The sequence below is a fragment of the Paeniglutamicibacter sp. genome (assembly GCF_046714615.1).
Lineage (GTDB): Bacteria > Actinomycetota > Actinomycetes > Actinomycetales > Micrococcaceae > Paeniglutamicibacter.
On sequence record NZ_JBKKAP010000083.1, the window covers coordinates 1 to 16,045 of the forward strand.

Below are 16,045 nucleotides of genomic sequence, written 5' to 3' on the forward strand. Positions count from 1 at the left end.
ACAAGAACCACCGTAAGCCCGGTTCAATCGGTGGCGCATCCACCCCGAGCCGCGTCTTCAAGGGCATGAAAATGGCCGGCCGCATGGGCGCCGTTCGTCACACCACGCTGAACCTCACCGTTCACGCGGTTGACGTCGAGAAGTCGCTGCTCCTGATCAAGGGTGCCGTCCCCGGCGCCCGCGGCCAGGTCGTACTCGTACGCACCGCCGTGAAGGGAGCCTAGTTACATGACTAGCACTGTCAAGGTTGACCTGCCTGCAGAGATCTTCGACGTTCAGACCAACGTGCCGCTGCTGCACCAGGTCGTCGTTGCCCAGCTCGCTGCTGCTCGCCAGGGTACCCACAAGACCAAGACCCGCGCTGAAGTTTCCGGTGCAGGACGCAAGCCGTTCAAGCAGAAGGGCACCGGCCGCGCCCGTCAGGGTTCCATCCGTGCTCCTCACATGACCGGCGGTGGCGTTGTCCACGGTCCGACTCCTCGCGATTACAGCCAGCGCACCCCCAAGAAGATGAAGGCTGCTGCACTGCGCGGCGCCCTGTCTGACCGCGCTCGCAACAACCGCATTCACGTCATTGAAGCCCTGGTTGAAGGCACCACGCCGAACACCAAGGCCGCACTGGCCACCCTGCGCGCTCTGTCCGAGCGCAAGAACCTGCTCGTAGTCATCGAGCGCGCCAACGATGTTGCGGCCCTTTCGGTCCGTAACCTCCCCGAGGTCCACGTCCTGTACGTAGATCAGCTCAACACTTACGATGTGCTGGTTTCCGACGACGTTGTCTTCACCAAGGCCGCTTTCGATGCCCTGGTCCAGAAGGAGGAAGCCAAATGAGCACCTTCTCTAAGGCTCCGCACGATGTGGTCATCGCACCCGTCGTTTCGGAAAAGAGCTACGGTCTGATCGACGAAGGCAAGTACACCTTCCTGGTTGACCCGCGTTCAAACAAGTCGGAAATCAAGAACGCCGTGGAAGCCATCTTCTCGGTCAAGGTTGACTCCGTAAACACCCTCAATCGTGCCGGCAAGCGCAAGCGCACCAAGTTCGGATGGGGGACGCGCAAGGCTACCAAGCGTGCGATCGTCTCCCTGAAGGAAGGCTCGATTGACATCTTCGGCGGTCCGCTTTCCTAAGCGGAGACCACTTTAACGAGGAATTAAACTATGGGAATCCGTAAATACAAGCCGACTACCCCGGGCCTTCGCGGCTCGAGCGTAGCCGACTTCGCAGAAATCACGCGATCAACTCCGGAAAAGTCGCTGCTTCGCCCGCTCCACAAGACTGGCGGCCGCAACAACACCGGTAAGATCACCACTCGTCACAAGGGTGGCGGACACAAGCGCCAGTACCGTCTGATCGACTTCCGTCGTCACGACAAGGACGGCGTGCCGGCAAAGGTCGCTCACATCGAGTATGACCCGAACCGCACCGCCCGCATTGCGCTTCTTCACTACGCTGATGGAACCAAGCGTTACATCATCGCACCGAACAAGCTCGCCCAGGGTGACACGATCGAAGCCGGCGCCAACGCCGACATCAAGCCCGGCAACAACCTGCCGTTGCGCAACATCCCGGTGGGTACTGTTATCCACGCTGTGGAGCTGCGTCCCGGTGGCGGTGCCAAGATGGCTCGTTCCGCAGGTGCCTCGGTTCAGCTGGTGGCCCGTGAGGGTCGCTTCGCTCAGCTGCGTTTGCCTTCCGGCGAAATCCGCAACGTTGACGTGCGCTGCCGCGCAACCGTCGGCGAGGTCGGAAACGCCGAGCAGTCGAACATCAACTGGGGAAAGGCCGGCCGTATGCGCTGGAAGGGCGTTCGCCCGACCGTGCGTGGTGTCGCCATGAACCCTGTTGACCACCCGCACGGTGGTGGCGAAGGCAAGACGTCCGGTGGCCGTCACCCGGTCAACCCGAACGGCAAGCGCGAAGGACGCACTCGTCGTCCGAACAAGGACAGCGACAAGATGATTGTCCGCCGTCGCCGTACCGGCAAGAACAAGCGATAGGAGCCTGGAAACATGCCACGCAGCCTGAAGAAAGGCCCCTTCGTCGATCAGCACCTGTTTGTCAAGGTAGCTGCTGAGAACGAAAAGGGCACCAAGAACGTCATTAAGACGTGGTCCCGCCGTTCGATGATCATCCCCGACATGCTCGGGCACACGATCGCCGTACATGACGGACGTAAGCACATCCCCGTGTTTGTTACCGAGTCGATGGTCGGGCACAAGCTCGGCGAGTTCAGCCCGACCCGGACGTTCCGCAGCCACGTGAAGGACGACAAGAAGGGCAAGCGCCGCTAACCCGCAAGGGTTCAGCGAGTGCTTAGCACTTCTTCGAGAGACGAGAGAAGGAAAGCAATGGAAGCCAAGGCAATTGCGCGCCATATCCGCGTGACGCCTATGAAGGCCCGGCGCGTCGTCAACCTGGTTCGTGGCAAGCAGACGAACGAAGCACTGGCGATCCTGAAGTTTGCCCCGCAGGCAGCTTCAGAGCCAGTGTTCAAGGTTGTAGCATCGGCAGTGGCTAACGCCCGTGCCGCCGCAGACCGCGAGGGTGTCGCGTTCAACGAAGACGAGCTGTTCATCAGCGAAGCGTTTGTTGACGAGGGTCCGACCATGAAGCGGTTCCAGCCGCGTGCTCAGGGTCGGGCATACCAGATCAAGAAGCGCACGAGCCACATCACTGTGGTCGTCGCAACCCCTAAGAAGGGTGGGGAAGAGTAAAATGGGACAGAAGGTTAACCCGCATGGGTTCCGTCTCGGTATCACTACCGACCATGTTTCGCACTGGTTCGCCGACAGCACCAAGGTCGGTCAGCGATACAAGGACTTCGTAAAAGAAGACATCCGTATCCGCGAACTGATGACCGTTGGCATGGAACGCGCCGGCATCGCCCGCGTGGAGATCGAACGTACTCGTGACCGTGTTCGTGTGGATATCCACACCGCACGTCCGGGCATCGTTATCGGTCGCCGCGGCGCCGAAGCCGATCGCATCCGTGGCGAGCTCGAAAAGCTCACCGCCAAGCAGGTTCAGCTGAACATCCTCGAGGTCAAGAACCCCGAGATCGAAGCCCAGCTTGTTGCACAGGGCATCGCCGAGCAGCTTGCTTCACGTGTGGCTTTCCGCCGCGCGATGAAGAAGGCCATGCAGTCGGCAATGCGCGCAGGTGCCAAGGGCATCCGCGTTCAGTGCTCCGGTCGTCTTGGCGGTGCAGAAATGTCCCGCAAGGAGTTCTACCGCGAAGGCCGTGTGCCGCTGCACACCCTGCGTGCGAACATCGACTACGGCAAGTTCGAAGCCAAGACCACCTTCGGCCGCATTGGCGTGAAGGTCTGGATCTACAAGGGCGACGTAACTTCGAAGGAACTGGCAGCCCAGGCTGCAGCAGCTCCGGCCCGCGGCCGCGGCGATCGTCCGGGTGGACGTCCAGCTGGACGTCCCGAAGGTGGAGAGCGTCGTCGTCGCCCCGAGCGCAGCGCAGCTCCAGGTGCAGAAGCAGCTCCGGCTGTTGAGGCTCCTGCAGCAGCAGTTGCAGAAGGAGGACAGGCTTAAATGCTTATCCCACGCCGAGTTAAGTACCGCAAGCAGCACCACCCCAATCGGAGTGGCGCAGCTTCGGGCGGTACCACGGTAGCCTTCGGTGAGTACGGTATCCAGGCCCTTACACCGGCCTACGTTACCAACCGCCAGATCGAGGCAGCTCGTATCGCAATGACCCGCCACATCAAGCGTGGCGGCAAGGTCTGGATCAACATTTATCCGGACCGTCCGCTGACGAAGAAGCCTGCCGAAACCCGCATGGGTTCCGGTAAGGGTTCGCCGGAATGGTGGGTCGCAAATGTAAAGCCGGGACGGGTTCTCTTTGAACTCTCCGGTGTCAGTGATGAGGTAGCACGCGAGGCCATGCGCCTTGCAATCCACAAGCTGCCGTTGAAGGCACGCATTGTGCGTCGCGAAGGTGGTGAATAGGAATGGCAATCGGATCCAAGGATCTAGCAACCGAAGCACTGGACGGCTTTGATAACGCCCGTCTGGTCGAGGAGCTTAAGAAGGCCAAGGAGGAGTTGTTCAACCTCCGTTTCCAGTCGGCTACCGGCCAGCTCGAATCGCATGGCAACCTGAAGACTGTCAAGCGCGATATCGCACGCATCTACACGGTGCTGCGCGAACGCGAGCTGGGCATTCGTCCGGACGTTGTTGTCCCAGTAGAGGAAGCCACGAAGGCCAAGAAGTCTTCGAAGAAGGCCGAAGCTGCTGAAGCAACTGAGGAAGCCAAGTAATGAGCGAGAAGGAGAACGTCGTGGATGCAGCCGCAGAGCGCAACGACCGCAAGACCCTCCGCGGGTACGTGGTTTCCGACAAGATGCAGAAGACCATCGTCGTTGACGTAGAGGACCGTGTTAAGCACGCCCTTTACGGCAAGGTCATGCGTCGCAACAAGAACGTCAAGGCTCACGACGAAGAGAACAGCGCCGGCATCGGCGACCTCGTTCTCATCGCCGAGACCCGCCCGCTGTCCGCTTCCAAGCGGTGGCGCCTCGTGGAAATCCTCGAAAAGGCCAAGTAAGCCCTTTCGCTGGTTTTCACTCTGACGTGAACCAAGTGAAACACCCCGGTACCGCTGGATTATCCAGTCGGTGCCGGGGTGTTTTGCGTTTCCTCCCATTTCCCGCCGGTTTCATGGGTTCCTTGAAGCGACGGGACAGGTCGTCGCGTAACGGGGGGGTGCAGGTGGCGAGAACGCCGATGGGGCAGATGCGGAAGCTGCGCGCACCGCACTCCGGCCGTCTGGTCGCGGTGCTCGTGCCCGGGTCGCTTCTGGCCGCGCTGCCGCACCTATCCTTCGGTGCCTCCGGAGTCCTGGCGGTGCTTCAGGCGCTGTTGCCGTTGCTGGCCCTTGCGGCCCTGGGCTTGTGCGTGGTCCTGGCATTCCGCAGGGACTTCGTCCCGGCCGCGGTGCTGCTGGCCCTTGCCGCCGCATCGCTGGTGCCATCAATGGCGCCGTCGATTGCGTCGGCAGGCCGCACAACGTGTGTGCCGGCTAGGCAGCTGACCGTGCTGTCGCTCAATGCCGGGCGCGGCCACGCCGACCCGGCATCACTGGCCGCGGTGGTAGGCGACACGGACCCTGACGTGCTCGTGCTTGTCGAATCAAGCGAAAGGTTGCTCACGGCGCTGGCGGCGGAATTGCCGGACCGGGCCTATGCCCATCGCACCGGAAAAGTGGTCACGGGCGGGAGCGTGGACACCGTGATTCTCTCCAAACACCCGTTTCAGGAGCAACCCCCGGCCGTGCTGCAATCGAACGGGGCGCTCTTCGATGCGCCCGTGGCCGTCATCGACCATCCACGCCTCGGGCAGCTTCGCGTGGCAGGGATGCACCCGGCGCCGCCGACCCACGCACCGGAATCCTGGGTGAGCACCCTGCAGCTACTCGAGGCCTGGAAAGGTGAACAGGCCGGCATGCCGCTGGTGCTCGCGGGGGACTTCAACGCCACCCCGTCGCACCCGCAATTCCGGGCGTTGGCCGCGGGCCTTGCCGACGCGTCCCCGTTGATGGGGCCGTTTCCGGCGGGCACCTGGCCCGCCGACTCGGTGATTCCGGCGTTCACGGGAATCGACCACGTCCTGGTCCGCGGCCTGGCGGTTCTCGACGCTGAACGTTTTACCGTGCCCGGGACGGACCACCACGGCATCGTGGCACAAATGGCTTCCTGTCGCTGAGCCGTTGGCGGGAATCGGCACCCGATCCGCAGGTGCCATGTGACCAAGGACCACATATTGGCACATAGCACACGGTTTCGGGATCGCGCATCCTTGCGGTAGACTTTATTTTCTGTGCGCGTTATGTATGGGGACTATCCACCTCCTGCCTGACGCATAGTGCGGCCGGACGGTTTTTTACGGGCCCGAAAGTCGTGCGGCATAGCTCTGAGCCCAAGCCTCGGCCCTGCTTCCCCAGCATCATGTTATTGCGCACTCGTGCGTTGTGAACAGCGGTGTATGGAGGTGGGGGTAAGCAGAAGCTGAGATGGACCATATCCGTTCCGCAAGGCTCCCTAGGAGAACCAGCGAGACGACAGGAGTAAAAAGTGATTCAGCAGGAATCGCGACTAAAGGTTGCTGACAACACCGGTGCTAAGGAAATCCTTACCATTCGTGTTCTCGGTGGCTCTGGCCGTCGCTATGCAGGCATTGGCGACGTAATCGTCGCCACCGTCAAGGATGCAATCCCGGGCGGAAACGTAAAGAAGGGTGACGTCGTCAAGGCTGTCATCGTTCGCACCAAGAAGGAACGTCGCCGCGTCGACGGTTCCTACATCAAGTTCGACGAGAACGCAGCTGTCATCCTTAAGGCTGACGGTGAGCCCCGCGGTACCCGTATTTTCGGTCCGGTGGGTCGTGAACTTCGCGATAAGAAGTTCATGAAGATCGTTTCCCTGGCTCCGGAGGTACTGTAACCATGGGTGCAAAGATTAAGAAGGGTGACCTCGTTCAGGTCATCACCGGTTCCGACCGCAACAAGCAGGGCAAGGTGCTGAAGGTATTCCCGGCAGCACAGCGCGTTCTTGTTGAGGGCGTCAACCGCGTCACCAAGCACACCAAGGCCGGTCAGACCGAGCGTGGCACCACGACGGGTGGTATCGAGGTCGTTGAGGCCCCGATGCACATCTCGAATGTTGCGATCGTTGACCCGGAAACCAAGAAGCCGACTCGCGTTGGCTTCCGCGAGGAAACCGTGGAGAAGAACGGCGTGTCCAAGACCGTCCGTGTTCGCTTCCTCAAGTCTTCCGGAAAGGCACTGTAATGACTGAAGCAGCTGTGAACATCCAGCCTCGCCTGAAGGCCAAGTACAACGCCGAAATCCGCGAGACTCTGACGAACGAGTTCAGCTACGCCAACCCGATGCAGGTCCCGGGCTTGGTCAAGGTTGTCGTGAACATGGGTGTCGGCGAAGCCGCCAAGGACTCCAAGCTCATCGAAGGCGCAGTTCGCGACCTCACCGCCATCACCGGCCAGAAGCCGTTGGTAACCAAGGCACGCAAGTCGATCGCACAGTTCAAACTGCGCGAAGGCATGCCGATTGGTACCCACGCCACCCTGCGCGGAGATCGCATGTGGGAATTCGTGGACCGTTTGGTTACGCTGGCCCTGCCGCGTATCCGTGACTTCCGTGGCCTGAGCCCGAAGCAGTTCGACGGCAACGGCAACTACACTTTCGGTCTCACGGAACAGTCCATGTTCCACGAAATCGATGTTGATTCCATTGACCGCGTACGCGGCATGGACATCACCGTAGTGACCACCGCGAAGACCGACGACGAAGGTCGTGCCTTGCTCAAGGCACTGGGCTTCCCGTTCAAGACCGCCAACTAGATCAACTACGTTGCAGGTCCGCGCTTGCGCGGAAACCGTAGCGAGGAAGGGCAGAAGCCCACATGACAATGACAGATCCTGTCGCAGATATGCTGACTCGTCTGCGCAACGCCAACTCGGCTTACCACGACACGGTTTCCATGCCGTCGAGCAAGCTGAAGGTACGCGTTGCCCAGATCCTGAAGGAACAGGGCTACATCGCCTCGTTCGTTGAGGAAGCAGCAGAGGTTGGCAAGAAGCTGACCATCACCCTGAAGTTCGGCCCGAGCCGCGAGCGTTCAATCGCTGGCGTTCGCCGTATTTCAAAGCCGGGCCTGCGTGTATACGCAAAGTCCACCAACTTGCCGCACGTCCTTGGTGGCCTCGGCATTGCAATCCTGTCCACGTCCTCCGGTCTGCTTACCGACCGCCAGGCAGCCAAGAAGGGTGTAGGTGGGGAAGTCCTCGCCTACGTCTGGTAACGGGAAAGGGAGAAAGAAACCATGTCACGTATTGGACGTCTTCCGATCACTGTTCCTGCCGGCGTTGAGCTCAAGATTGATGGAGACATTGTCTCCGTCAAGGGCGCCAAGGGCGAACTGACCCACACCGTACCCAGCCCGATCGCAGTTGTTCTCGAAGAGAGCACTGTGACCGTGTCACGTCCGAACGACGAGCGCGATTCGCGTTCGCTGCACGGCCTGACCCGCACCCTGATCGAGAACATGATCATCGGTGTCACCGCTGGCTACGAAAAGAAGCTCGAAATCCACGGTACCGGTTACCGCGTTGTGGCGAAGGGTGCGAACCTCGAGTTCGCCCTGGGCTACTCGCACCCGGTTGTTGTCGAAGCTCCCGAGGGCATTGCCTTCGCGCTGGACGGCAACACCAAGATCACCGTCTCGGGTATCAACAAGCAGCAGGTTGGCGAAGTTTCCGCCAACATCCGCAAGCTCCGCAAGCCTGACCCGTACAAGGGCAAGGGCGTTCGGTACGCTGGCGAAATCATCCGCCGCAAGGTCGGAAAGGCTGGTAAGTAACCATGGCTCTCGGAATCAAGGGTAAGAGCAAGGCAGCCGCACGCGGCCGCCGCCACTTGCGTGTTCGTAAGCGCATCACCGGCACCGAGGTGCGTCCGCGCCTCGTCGTCAACCGTTCGGCACGCCACATCTTCGTTCAGATCGTAGACGACAGCAAGGGCATCACCGTTGCTTACGCGTCGACGATGGAAGCTGACTTGCGCGCATTCGACGGTGACAAGACCGCCAAGGCCAAGCGCATTGGTGAGCTCGTCGCCGAGCGCGCCAAGGCTGCAGGCATCGAGTCCGTGGTCTTCGACCGCGGCGGCAACAAGTACCACGGTCGCGTGGCAGCTATTGCTGACGGTGCACGCGAAGGTGGGCTGGCACTGTGAGCGAAGCAACTAACAAGAAGGAAACTCAGGTGTCTGAAGCTACTGAGGCAGCCTCGGCTGCTGCTCCTGCCACGGACAAGGCCGGCGCTGCTCGCGGCGAAGGCCGTGGACGTGGCGGCGAAGGCCGTGGACGTGGCGAGGGTCGTGGCCGTGGCCGCGATTCGAAGGACAGCCGCAACGAAGACAAGGACAAGTTCCTTGAGCGCGTTGTAGCAATCAACCGCGTATCCAAGGTCGTCAAGGGTGGTCGTCGCTTCAGCTTCACCGCACTCGTCGTCGTGGGTGACGGCAACGGTCTCGTTGGCGTCGGCTACGGCAAGGCCAAGGAAGTTCCGGCAGCAATCGCCAAGGGCGTTGAAGAAGCCAAGAAGTCCTTCTTCCGCGTTCCCCGCGTCGGCACCACCATCCCGCACCTGGTGCAGGGTGAAGCCGCTGCAGGCGTCGTTCTCCTCCGTCCGGCTTCCCCGGGTACCGGCGTTATCGCCGGTGGCCCGGTTCGCGCCGTACTGGAATGCGCTGGCATCCACGATGTTCTGTCGAAGTCCATGGGCTCGAGCAACCAGATCAACATCGTTCACGGCACCGTTGCCGCGCTGAAGCTCCTTGAAGAGCCTGCAGCCGTTGCAGCACGCCGTGGCCTGCCGTTGGACGAAGTTGTTTCGGCACAGATGCTGCGCAACATCCAGAACCAGAAGGCAGGTGCGTAAGTAGTGGCGAAGAATTTTGTCCCTAGCGACGCAAATCTGGCAATCACCCAGATTCGATCCATCATTGGTGTAAAGCAGAACCAGCGCGATACCCTTCGCTCGCTCGGCCTGAAGCGCATCGGACACACCGTGTTCCGTACCGCCGATGCAGTGACCGTTGGCATGATCAACACGGTTCCGCACCTGGTAAAGGTTGAGGAGGCGAAGTAATCATGGCTGAAAAAGAAAACGCACTGAAGGTACACCACCTGCGTCCTGCCGAAGGTTCCAAGAAAGCCAAGACTCGTGTGGGTCGTGGTGAAGGTTCCAAGGGTAAGACCGCTGGTCGCGGTATGAAGGGCACTAAGGCGCGCTACCAGGTCAAGGCCGGCTTCGCCGGTGGCCAGTTGCCGCTGCACATGCGCCTTCCGAAGCTTCGCGGCTTCAAGAACCCGTTCCGTGTCGAGTACCAGGTTGTTAACCTGGACAAGATCTCGGAGCTGTTCCCCGAAGGTGGCGACGTCACCGTTGAGGCACTGATCGCGAAGGGTGCAGTTCGCAAGAACGAGCCCGTCAAGGTCCTTGGCTCGGGCGAACTGACCGTCAAGGTCGACGTAAAGGTCAACGCCTTCTCGTCCTCCGCAGCGGAAAAGATCGTCGCAGCCGGCGGCTCTGCAGTAGAGCTCTAAGCTACGTGGTCTCTTGATCACACAGTGAAAAGGGGTGGACCCGGGAATTCGCATTGCGGATTCCCGGGACCGCCCCTTTTTTCTTACCGCTTCACCGCCCTGGGCCTGTCGGCATCCGATGGAAGTCGGGAGCATGATCCCAGGGTGTCTTCCCGCTGAATATATCGATCAGCAGGGGAATGATTACAGTCTTTGCCGCGGCGCATTTGGCGAGTAACACTCGCCACCCGCTAGAATCGATAGGTCAACCCCCGGGTACGCCGGGCCACCATCAATCAGGAGGACGCTTGTTCGCCGCCATTGCCCGGGTATTCCGGACGCCTGACCTGCGACGCAAGTTGTTGTTCACGCTCGCCATTATCGCGATCTACCGCGTGGGTGTCTATATCCCTGCTCCCGGTGTGGACTACTCGAACGTCCAGCAGTGCCTTGCCATGGGTAACACCACCGGTGGGCTGTACCAGTTTGTGAACCTGTTCAGTGGCGGTGCGCTGCTGCAGGTCTCGATTTTCGCCATGGGCATCATGCCGTACATCACGGCCTCGATCATCATCCAGCTCTTGCGTGTGGTGATCCCTCGCTTCGAGGAACTGCACAAGGAAGGCCAGTCCGGACAGGCCATCCTGACCCAGTACACCCGGTACCTGACCATCGCCCTGGGGCTGTTGCAGGCCACCACGCTGGTCTCGCTGGCTCGCAGCGGCATGCTCTTCCCCTCCTGCACATTGCCGATCGTCCCGGAGGACACGCTGTGGGTCATCGTGCTGATGATCTTCTCGCTGACCGCCGGAACCGGCCTGATCATGTGGATGGGCGAACTGGCCACCGAGCGCGGCGTCGGCAACGGCATGTCCCTGCTGATCTTCGTCTCCATCGCCTCGGGCTTCCCCTCGGCCATGGGCGCCATCGCCACCTCGCAGGGCTGGGGCGTCTTCATCGGCGTCATCCTCATCGGCGTGGCAGTCATTGCGCTGGTCGTCTTCGTGGAGCAGTCCCAGCGCCGCATTCCGGTGCAGTACGCCAAGCGCATGATCGGGCGGCGCACCGTGGGCGGCACCTCCACCTACATCCCGATCAAGGTCAACATGGCCGGGGTGATCCCGGTGATCTTCGCGTCCTCGATGCTGGCGCTGCCGACCATGCTGGTCTCGTTCAACACGCGCGCCGACGGCACGCTGCCGGATTGGGCCCTGTGGGTCCAGACGAACTTCTCCGGCTCGTCCCCGCTCTACATGGTCGCCTACACGCTGCTGACCATCGGATTCACCTACTTCTACGTCGCGATCACGTTCAACCCGACCGAGGTTGCCGACAACATGAAGCAGTACGGCGGATTCATCCCGGGCATCCGCGCCGGACGCCCCACGGCCGAGTACCTCGAGTACATCCTCAGCCGCATCACTTTCCCCGGTGCCATTTACCTGGCATTCGTGGCCCTGATTCCGTTGATCGCCTTCGTGCTCATCAACGCCGATCAGAACTTCCCGTTTGGCGGCACCTCGATCCTCATCATGGTTGGTGTGGGTCTTGAAACCGTCAAACAAATCAACGCACAAATGCAGCAGCGACACTACGAAGGACTTCTGCGATGACAAGACTGTTGATCATTGGACCGCCCGGCGCCGGCAAAGGCACCCAGGCGGACCGCATCTCCGAGCGCCTCAACGTTGTGGCCATCTCCACCGGTGACATCTTCCGCGCCAACGTCAAGGGCGGCACCCCGCTGGGCGTCGAGGCCAAGAAGTACATCGACGCCGGGAACTTCGTTCCCGACTCGGTCACCAACTCGATGGTCCGTGACCGGCTGGCACAGGACGACGTCAAGGACGGTTTCCTGCTGGACGGCTACCCGCGCACCAGCGCACAGGTCGACGAGCTGGATTCGATCCTGGCCGACGCCGGGGTCGAACTGGACGCCGTGCTGCAGCTGACCGCCGATGACGACGAGCTCGTCGCCCGGTTGCTCAAGCGCGCGGAAATCGAAGGCCGTGCCGATGACAACGAAGAGGTCATCCGCCACCGCCTGGGCCTGTACCACGAGGAAACCGCCGTCGTGGTCAACCGCTACCAGGAGCGCGGCATCGTGCGCCTGGTAGACGGCATCGGCGAGATCGACGAAGTCACCAACCGCGTCATGGACGCGCTGGGACAGAACGTCTAAGTAGCTTGCACGCGCAAACCGCGGGGATCGGCACACCAGTGCCTGCATCCTCGCGGTTTTTGCGCTAACCACGCATGGAAAATTCCTTGGAAGGGGAACCGCGAGATGGCTTTCAGCCAACCAAAAATTGAGTACAAGACCAACCAGCAGATCCTGAAGATGCGTGAAGCCGGGTTGGTGCTGGCCGAGGCCTTGGACGAGGCAGTCGCAGCCGCACAGATCGGCGTGACCACCGCGCACGTCGACGAGGTCTTTGCCTCGGTGCTCGAACGCCACGGCGCGAAGTCCAACTTCAAGGGGTACCACGGCTTCCCCGCCACCATCTGCGCCTCGGTCAACGACGAGGTCGTCCACGGCTTCCCCAGCCAGTACGAGCTCAAGGACGGGGACGTCCTGAAGATCGACGGCGGGGCCATCATCGACGGCTGGCACGCCGACTCTGCACGCACCGTCATCCTGGGCAACGCCGACCCGGAGGACCAGCGTCTGTCCGACATCACCCAGGAAGCCATGTGGCGGGGGATCGCTGCCCTGGCCGAGGCCCGTTTCGTGGGTCAGATCGGCGACGCCATCGACGACTTCGTCTCAGGGGTGCCGGGCAAGCCGCTGGGCATCCTTGAGGACTACGTGGGACACGGCATTGGTTCGGAAATGCACCAGGCCCCGGACGTGCTCAACTACCGCACCGGTCACCGCGGCGCCCGGGTGAAGCCCGGCATGTGCCTGGCCATCGAACCGATGCTGGTGCGCGGGGGTCTTGAGACCAAGGTGCTGGAGGACGACTGGACAGTTGTCACCGTTGACGGCGCACGAGCCTCGCAGTGGGAGCACTCGGTTGCCGTGCACCTGGGCGGCATCTGGGTGCTGACCGCCCACGACGGGGGAGCCGCGGGCCTGGCCCCGTTCGGCGTGACTCCGTCCCCGATCGCTTCCTAGCCTTCGGGGCTTGCCCCGCACGAGGGAAGCCGAGGGGGAAATAGTGGGCAATCTAACAAAAAGTGTTGGCCTAACGATTTCCCTTTAAGCCATACACCGCGTAGGCTTGACTGTTGGTTGTCTGTTCCTTGGTGCCCAAAAGCTCACGCTGCGGGTACTTCTGTGATTGATGGCCAAGTCCATAAACATGTCGGGGGCAAACGTTGCCCGGCAACAAAAGTTAGCGGAGGATATGGCCAAGAAAGAGGGTGTCATCGAGGTAGAAGGCACCGTGTCAGAGGCACTGCCCAATGCGATGTTCCGTGTTGAGCTGCCCAACGGGCACGTTGTACTTGCAACTATCTCGGGAAAGATGCGTCAGCACTACATTCGAATCCTCCCTGAGGATCGCGTAGTGGTGGAACTCAGTCCGTATGACCTCAACCGCGGACGTATCGTTTACCGCTACAAGTAAAGATTTTTGTTCTTCCTTCCCTTGGGACGGGCGACAAAGGTAGTTACGCTCCACTTGAAACCGCAACCGCAAAAGGACAAAGCCTTGAAGGTTAACCCTAGCGTGAAGCCGATCTGCGATAAGTGCAAGGTGATCCGTCGTAATGGCGTGGTCATGGTGATCTGCGAAAACCCACGCCACAAGCAGCGTCAGGGCTAATTTCCCTCACGGGAAATCCTGCGCGTAGTAAACGTAATTGGCAGCACAGCATCCACCGCGCGATGCATACCCACGGCACGGAGGCCGTGGACTGGGAACACCCAGGAATGTGCTGCTTTAGACCTCCGAACATCGAAAGGTAGACAGCATATGGCTCGTCTAGCTGGCGTAGACATCCCGCGCGAAAAGCGCGTGATCATTGCGCTCACCTATATCTACGGCGTGGGCAAGACCCGTGCAGAACAGACCATCGCCGAGACCGGGATCAACCCGGACACTCGCGTGAAGGATCTGTCCGACGCTGAGCTGGTTCAGCTGCGTGACTTCATTGAAGGAAGCTTCAAGGTTGAGGGTGACCTCCGCCGTGAAGTGGCAGCTGACATCCGCCGCAAGGTTGAGATCGGCTCCTACGAAGGCATTCGCCACCGCAAGGGCCTGCCGGTCCGCGGTCAGCGCACCAAGACCAACGCTCGTACCCGCAAGGGACCGAAGCGCACCGTCGCCGGTAAGAAGAAGACTCGCTAAATCTAGCGGTCATCACTAAGCCAAATTTCTCGTAGGAGTAAGTATGCCCCCCAAGACTCGTGGAGCGGTCCGTAAGCCGCGTCGCAAGGACAAAAAGAATATCCCGCTCGGCCAGGCGCACATCAAGAGCACCTTCAACAACACCATCGTTTCCATCACGGATCCTAACGGTGCTGTAATCGCGTGGGCCTCGGCCGGCGAGGTTGGCTTCAAGGGCTCGCGTAAGTCGACCCCGTACGCCGCACAGATGGCCGCCGAGGCCGCTGCAAAGCGCGCACAGGAGCACGGCCTTCGCAAGGTCGACGTTTTCGTCAAGGGCCCCGGCTCGGGACGCGAAACCGCGATCCGCTCGCTGCAGGCTGCTGGCCTTGAGGTTGGGTCCATCCAGGACGTTTCCCCAAGCGCACACAACGGTTGCCGCCCCTCAAAGCGTCGCCGCGTCTAATTGACTGTCTGGCTTTGATGCCGCCGCGTCTTTCTTCCGCAAGGGAGTTGGGCGCGGCGGCATGATCGCCACGGCAAGCCAGACCGAACCAGACGAACGCCGACGAGGCTTACGTCGTTTCCACCCCCTGTGTTGCGTCATATAGCGGACGCTCGCTGAAAGGAAATGTAAGTGCTTATTGCACAGCGCCCCACCCTGACCGAAGAAGTCGTAGCGGAGAACCGCTCCCGTTTCGTAATTGAACCGTTGGAGCCTGGCTTCGGCTACACCCTGGGCAACTCGCTTCGCCGTACCCTTCTCTCCTCCATCCCTGGTGCAGCTGTCACCAGTGTGCGGATCGACGGGGTATTGCACGAGTTCACCACCGTAGCCGGTGTTAAGGAAGACGTCACCGAGCTGATTCTGAACATCAAGAATCTCTCAGTGTCCTCCGAACACGATGAGCCGGTCGTCGCCTACCTGCGCAAGCAGGGCCCTGGCGTCGTCACCGCAGCAGACATCACCCCGCCGGCCGGCGTGGAATTCCACAACCCGGACCTGCACATCGCGACGTTGAACGCGAAGGGCAAGTTCGACATGGAACTGACCATCGAACGTGGCCGTGGCTATGTTTCTGCAGCGCAGAACAAGAACGCGGACGCCGAGATCGGTCGCATCCCTGTGGATTCGATCTACTCGCCGGTACTCAAGGTGACCTTCCGCGTGGAGGCCACCCGTGTCGAGCAGCGCACCGACTTTGACAAGCTCATCGTCGATGTCGAGACCAAGGATTCGATGCTCCCGCGCGATGCAGTTGCATCCGCCGGAACCACCTTGGTTGAACTGTTCGGACTGGCTCGCGAGCTGAACACGGCCGCCGAAGGCATCGAGATCGGCCCGTCCCCGACGGACGCCGCACTCGCAGCCGACATGGCGCTGCCGATCGAGGACCTCGAATTGACCGTTCGCTCGTACAACTGCCTCAAGCGTGAGGGCATCCACTCCGTGGGTGAACTCGTTGCACGCTCCGAGGCCGACCTGATGGACATCCGTAACTTCGGTGCGAAGTCCATCGACGAGGTCAAGGCGAAGCTGATCGATTTGGGTCTGGCCCTGAAGGATTCCCCTCCGGGCTTCGATCTTGCAGCACGTGCCGCCGCCATTGGCGACGATGACGTCTACGGTGACGAAGAAGTCTAAGACTT

General features: G+C 60.9%; 28 protein-coding genes and 1 pseudogene. 28 read left to right on the forward strand and 1 reads right to left on the reverse strand.

The window, feature by feature from the left end; genetic code table 11:
- From rplC to rplX, 13 genes and pseudogenes are all read left to right on the forward strand, one after another.
- Nucleotides 1–224: pseudogene (rplC, locus tag ACLQ7E_RS10150) on the forward strand (50S ribosomal protein L3); the annotation flags it as partial.
- 4 nt (nt 225–228) lie between these two features.
- The gene (rplD, locus tag ACLQ7E_RS10155; RefSeq protein WP_411732465.1) at nt 229–831 is read left to right on the forward strand and encodes a 50S ribosomal protein L4; all 603 of its coding nucleotides are present in this window, start codon (nt 229–231) and stop codon (nt 829–831) included.
- Nucleotides 828–1,130, forward strand: a complete 303-nt coding sequence (gene rplW, locus ACLQ7E_RS10160; RefSeq protein ID WP_217389422.1) for a 50S ribosomal protein L23 — start codon at nt 828–830, stop codon at nt 1,128–1,130. Before rplD ends, rplW begins: the two co-directional genes overlap by 4 nt.
- 30 nt (nt 1,131–1,160) lie before the next feature.
- Nucleotides 1,161–2,000, forward strand: a complete 840-nt coding sequence (gene rplB / locus ACLQ7E_RS10165; RefSeq protein ID WP_411732466.1) for a 50S ribosomal protein L2 — start codon at nt 1,161–1,163, stop codon at nt 1,998–2,000.
- A gap of 12 nt (nt 2,001–2,012) precedes the next feature.
- A complete protein-coding gene (gene rpsS / locus ACLQ7E_RS10170; protein WP_068731512.1) occupies nt 2,013–2,294 on the forward strand; it encodes a 30S ribosomal protein S19 in 282 nt (93 codons plus the stop codon).
- A 57-nt stretch (nt 2,295–2,351) separates the two neighbouring features.
- The gene (rplV, locus tag ACLQ7E_RS10175) at nt 2,352–2,717 is read left to right on the forward strand and encodes a 50S ribosomal protein L22 (RefSeq protein ID WP_071212937.1); all 366 of its coding nucleotides are present in this window, start codon (nt 2,352–2,354) and stop codon (nt 2,715–2,717) included.
- A gap of 1 nt (nt 2,718) precedes the next feature.
- A complete protein-coding gene (gene rpsC, locus ACLQ7E_RS10180; protein ID WP_411732467.1) occupies nt 2,719–3,549 on the forward strand; it encodes a 30S ribosomal protein S3 in 831 nt (276 codons plus the stop codon).
- Nucleotides 3,550–3,966 carry a 50S ribosomal protein L16 gene (gene rplP, locus ACLQ7E_RS10185; RefSeq protein WP_411732468.1) on the forward strand — a complete coding sequence of 139 codons (417 nt, stop codon included), beginning with the start codon at nt 3,550–3,552 and terminating at the stop codon, nt 3,964–3,966.
- A gap of 2 nt (nt 3,967–3,968) precedes the next feature.
- Entirely contained in the window at nt 3,969–4,277 is a 309-nt protein-coding gene (gene rpmC, locus ACLQ7E_RS10190) for a 50S ribosomal protein L29 (RefSeq protein ID WP_217389426.1), read from the forward strand.
- Entirely contained in the window at nt 4,277–4,564 is a 288-nt protein-coding gene (rpsQ, locus tag ACLQ7E_RS10195) for a 30S ribosomal protein S17 (RefSeq protein ID WP_411732469.1), read from the forward strand. Before rpmC ends, rpsQ begins: the two co-directional genes overlap by 1 nt.
- Before the next feature lie 179 nt (nt 4,565–4,743).
- Entirely contained in the window at nt 4,744–5,721 is a 978-nt protein-coding gene (locus ACLQ7E_RS10200; protein ID WP_411732470.1) for an endonuclease/exonuclease/phosphatase family protein, read from the forward strand.
- A 368-nt stretch (nt 5,722–6,089) separates the two neighbouring features.
- Nucleotides 6,090–6,458 (forward strand): 50S ribosomal protein L14, encoded by a 369-nt coding sequence (gene rplN / locus ACLQ7E_RS10205; RefSeq protein ID WP_071212943.1) that lies wholly within the window; start codon nt 6,090–6,092, stop codon nt 6,456–6,458.
- A gap of 2 nt (nt 6,459–6,460) precedes the next feature.
- Entirely contained in the window at nt 6,461–6,805 is a 345-nt protein-coding gene (rplX, locus tag ACLQ7E_RS10210) for a 50S ribosomal protein L24 (RefSeq protein WP_411732471.1), read from the forward strand.
- Here the strand turns inward: rplX and ACLQ7E_RS10215 are convergent.
- Nucleotides 6,780–6,854 carry a hypothetical protein gene (locus ACLQ7E_RS10215; protein ID WP_411732494.1) on the reverse strand — a complete coding sequence of 25 codons (75 nt, stop codon included), beginning with the start codon at nt 6,852–6,854 and terminating at the stop codon, nt 6,780–6,782. The two genes, rplX and ACLQ7E_RS10215, sit on opposite strands and share 26 nt — an antisense overlap.
- Between ACLQ7E_RS10215 and rplE the strand changes: the two genes are divergently transcribed.
- The 15 genes from rplE (at nt 6,820) to ACLQ7E_RS10290 (ending at nt 16,040) form a co-directional block, all read left to right on the forward strand.
- Nucleotides 6,820–7,374, forward strand: coding sequence for a 50S ribosomal protein L5 (gene rplE, locus ACLQ7E_RS10220; protein WP_411732495.1), 555 nt, complete (start codon nt 6,820–6,822; stop codon nt 7,372–7,374). The genes ACLQ7E_RS10215 and rplE overlap by 35 nt on opposite strands.
- Before the next feature lie 62 nt (nt 7,375–7,436).
- The gene (gene rpsH, locus ACLQ7E_RS10225) at nt 7,437–7,835 is read left to right on the forward strand and encodes a 30S ribosomal protein S8 (RefSeq protein ID WP_007271041.1); all 399 of its coding nucleotides are present in this window, start codon (nt 7,437–7,439) and stop codon (nt 7,833–7,835) included.
- A 21-nt stretch (nt 7,836–7,856) separates the two neighbouring features.
- Nucleotides 7,857–8,393 carry a 50S ribosomal protein L6 gene (rplF, locus tag ACLQ7E_RS10230; protein WP_411732472.1) on the forward strand — a complete coding sequence of 179 codons (537 nt, stop codon included), beginning with the start codon at nt 7,857–7,859 and terminating at the stop codon, nt 8,391–8,393.
- Nucleotides 8,394–8,395: 2 nt separating this feature from the next.
- Nucleotides 8,396–8,767 (forward strand): 50S ribosomal protein L18, encoded by a 372-nt coding sequence (gene rplR / locus ACLQ7E_RS10235; RefSeq protein ID WP_411732473.1) that lies wholly within the window; start codon nt 8,396–8,398, stop codon nt 8,765–8,767.
- 29 nt (nt 8,768–8,796) lie between these two features.
- The gene (gene rpsE / locus ACLQ7E_RS10240; protein WP_411732474.1) at nt 8,797–9,474 is read left to right on the forward strand and encodes a 30S ribosomal protein S5; all 678 of its coding nucleotides are present in this window, start codon (nt 8,797–8,799) and stop codon (nt 9,472–9,474) included.
- 3 nt (nt 9,475–9,477) lie between these two features.
- A complete protein-coding gene (gene rpmD, locus ACLQ7E_RS10245; RefSeq protein ID WP_217389431.1) occupies nt 9,478–9,684 on the forward strand; it encodes a 50S ribosomal protein L30 in 207 nt (68 codons plus the stop codon).
- A 2-nt stretch (nt 9,685–9,686) separates the two neighbouring features.
- Complete coding sequence (rplO, locus tag ACLQ7E_RS10250; protein ID WP_411732475.1) at nt 9,687–10,142, forward strand: 50S ribosomal protein L15; 456 nt, start codon at nt 9,687–9,689, stop codon at nt 10,140–10,142.
- Nucleotides 10,143–10,429: 287 nt separating this feature from the next.
- Nucleotides 10,430–11,734, forward strand: coding sequence for a preprotein translocase subunit SecY (secY, locus tag ACLQ7E_RS10255; RefSeq protein WP_411732476.1), 1,305 nt, complete (start codon nt 10,430–10,432; stop codon nt 11,732–11,734).
- Entirely contained in the window at nt 11,731–12,303 is a 573-nt protein-coding gene (locus tag ACLQ7E_RS10260; protein WP_132358646.1) for an adenylate kinase, read from the forward strand. Before secY ends, ACLQ7E_RS10260 begins: the two co-directional genes overlap by 4 nt.
- A gap of 105 nt (nt 12,304–12,408) precedes the next feature.
- The gene (gene map / locus ACLQ7E_RS10265) at nt 12,409–13,239 is read left to right on the forward strand and encodes a type I methionyl aminopeptidase (protein WP_411732477.1); all 831 of its coding nucleotides are present in this window, start codon (nt 12,409–12,411) and stop codon (nt 13,237–13,239) included.
- A gap of 232 nt (nt 13,240–13,471) precedes the next feature.
- Nucleotides 13,472–13,693: a translation initiation factor IF-1 gene (gene infA, locus ACLQ7E_RS10270; protein ID WP_068731548.1), complete on the forward strand. Its 222-nt coding sequence runs from the start codon at nt 13,472–13,474 to the stop codon at nt 13,691–13,693.
- Between the two features lie 84 nt (nt 13,694–13,777).
- Nucleotides 13,778–13,891 carry a 50S ribosomal protein L36 gene (gene rpmJ, locus ACLQ7E_RS10275; protein WP_013349661.1) on the forward strand — a complete coding sequence of 38 codons (114 nt, stop codon included), beginning with the start codon at nt 13,778–13,780 and terminating at the stop codon, nt 13,889–13,891.
- 150 nt (nt 13,892–14,041) lie between these two features.
- The gene (gene rpsM, locus ACLQ7E_RS10280) at nt 14,042–14,416 is read left to right on the forward strand and encodes a 30S ribosomal protein S13 (protein ID WP_113762222.1); all 375 of its coding nucleotides are present in this window, start codon (nt 14,042–14,044) and stop codon (nt 14,414–14,416) included.
- Between the two features lie 43 nt (nt 14,417–14,459).
- On the forward strand, nt 14,460–14,861 hold the full coding sequence (rpsK, locus tag ACLQ7E_RS10285; RefSeq protein ID WP_411732478.1) for a 30S ribosomal protein S11: 402 nt from the start codon (nt 14,460–14,462) through the stop codon (nt 14,859–14,861).
- A gap of 171 nt (nt 14,862–15,032) precedes the next feature.
- Complete coding sequence (locus ACLQ7E_RS10290) at nt 15,033–16,040, forward strand: DNA-directed RNA polymerase subunit alpha (protein WP_411732479.1); 1,008 nt, start codon at nt 15,033–15,035, stop codon at nt 16,038–16,040.
- Nucleotides 16,041–16,045: the final 5 nt, after the last annotated feature.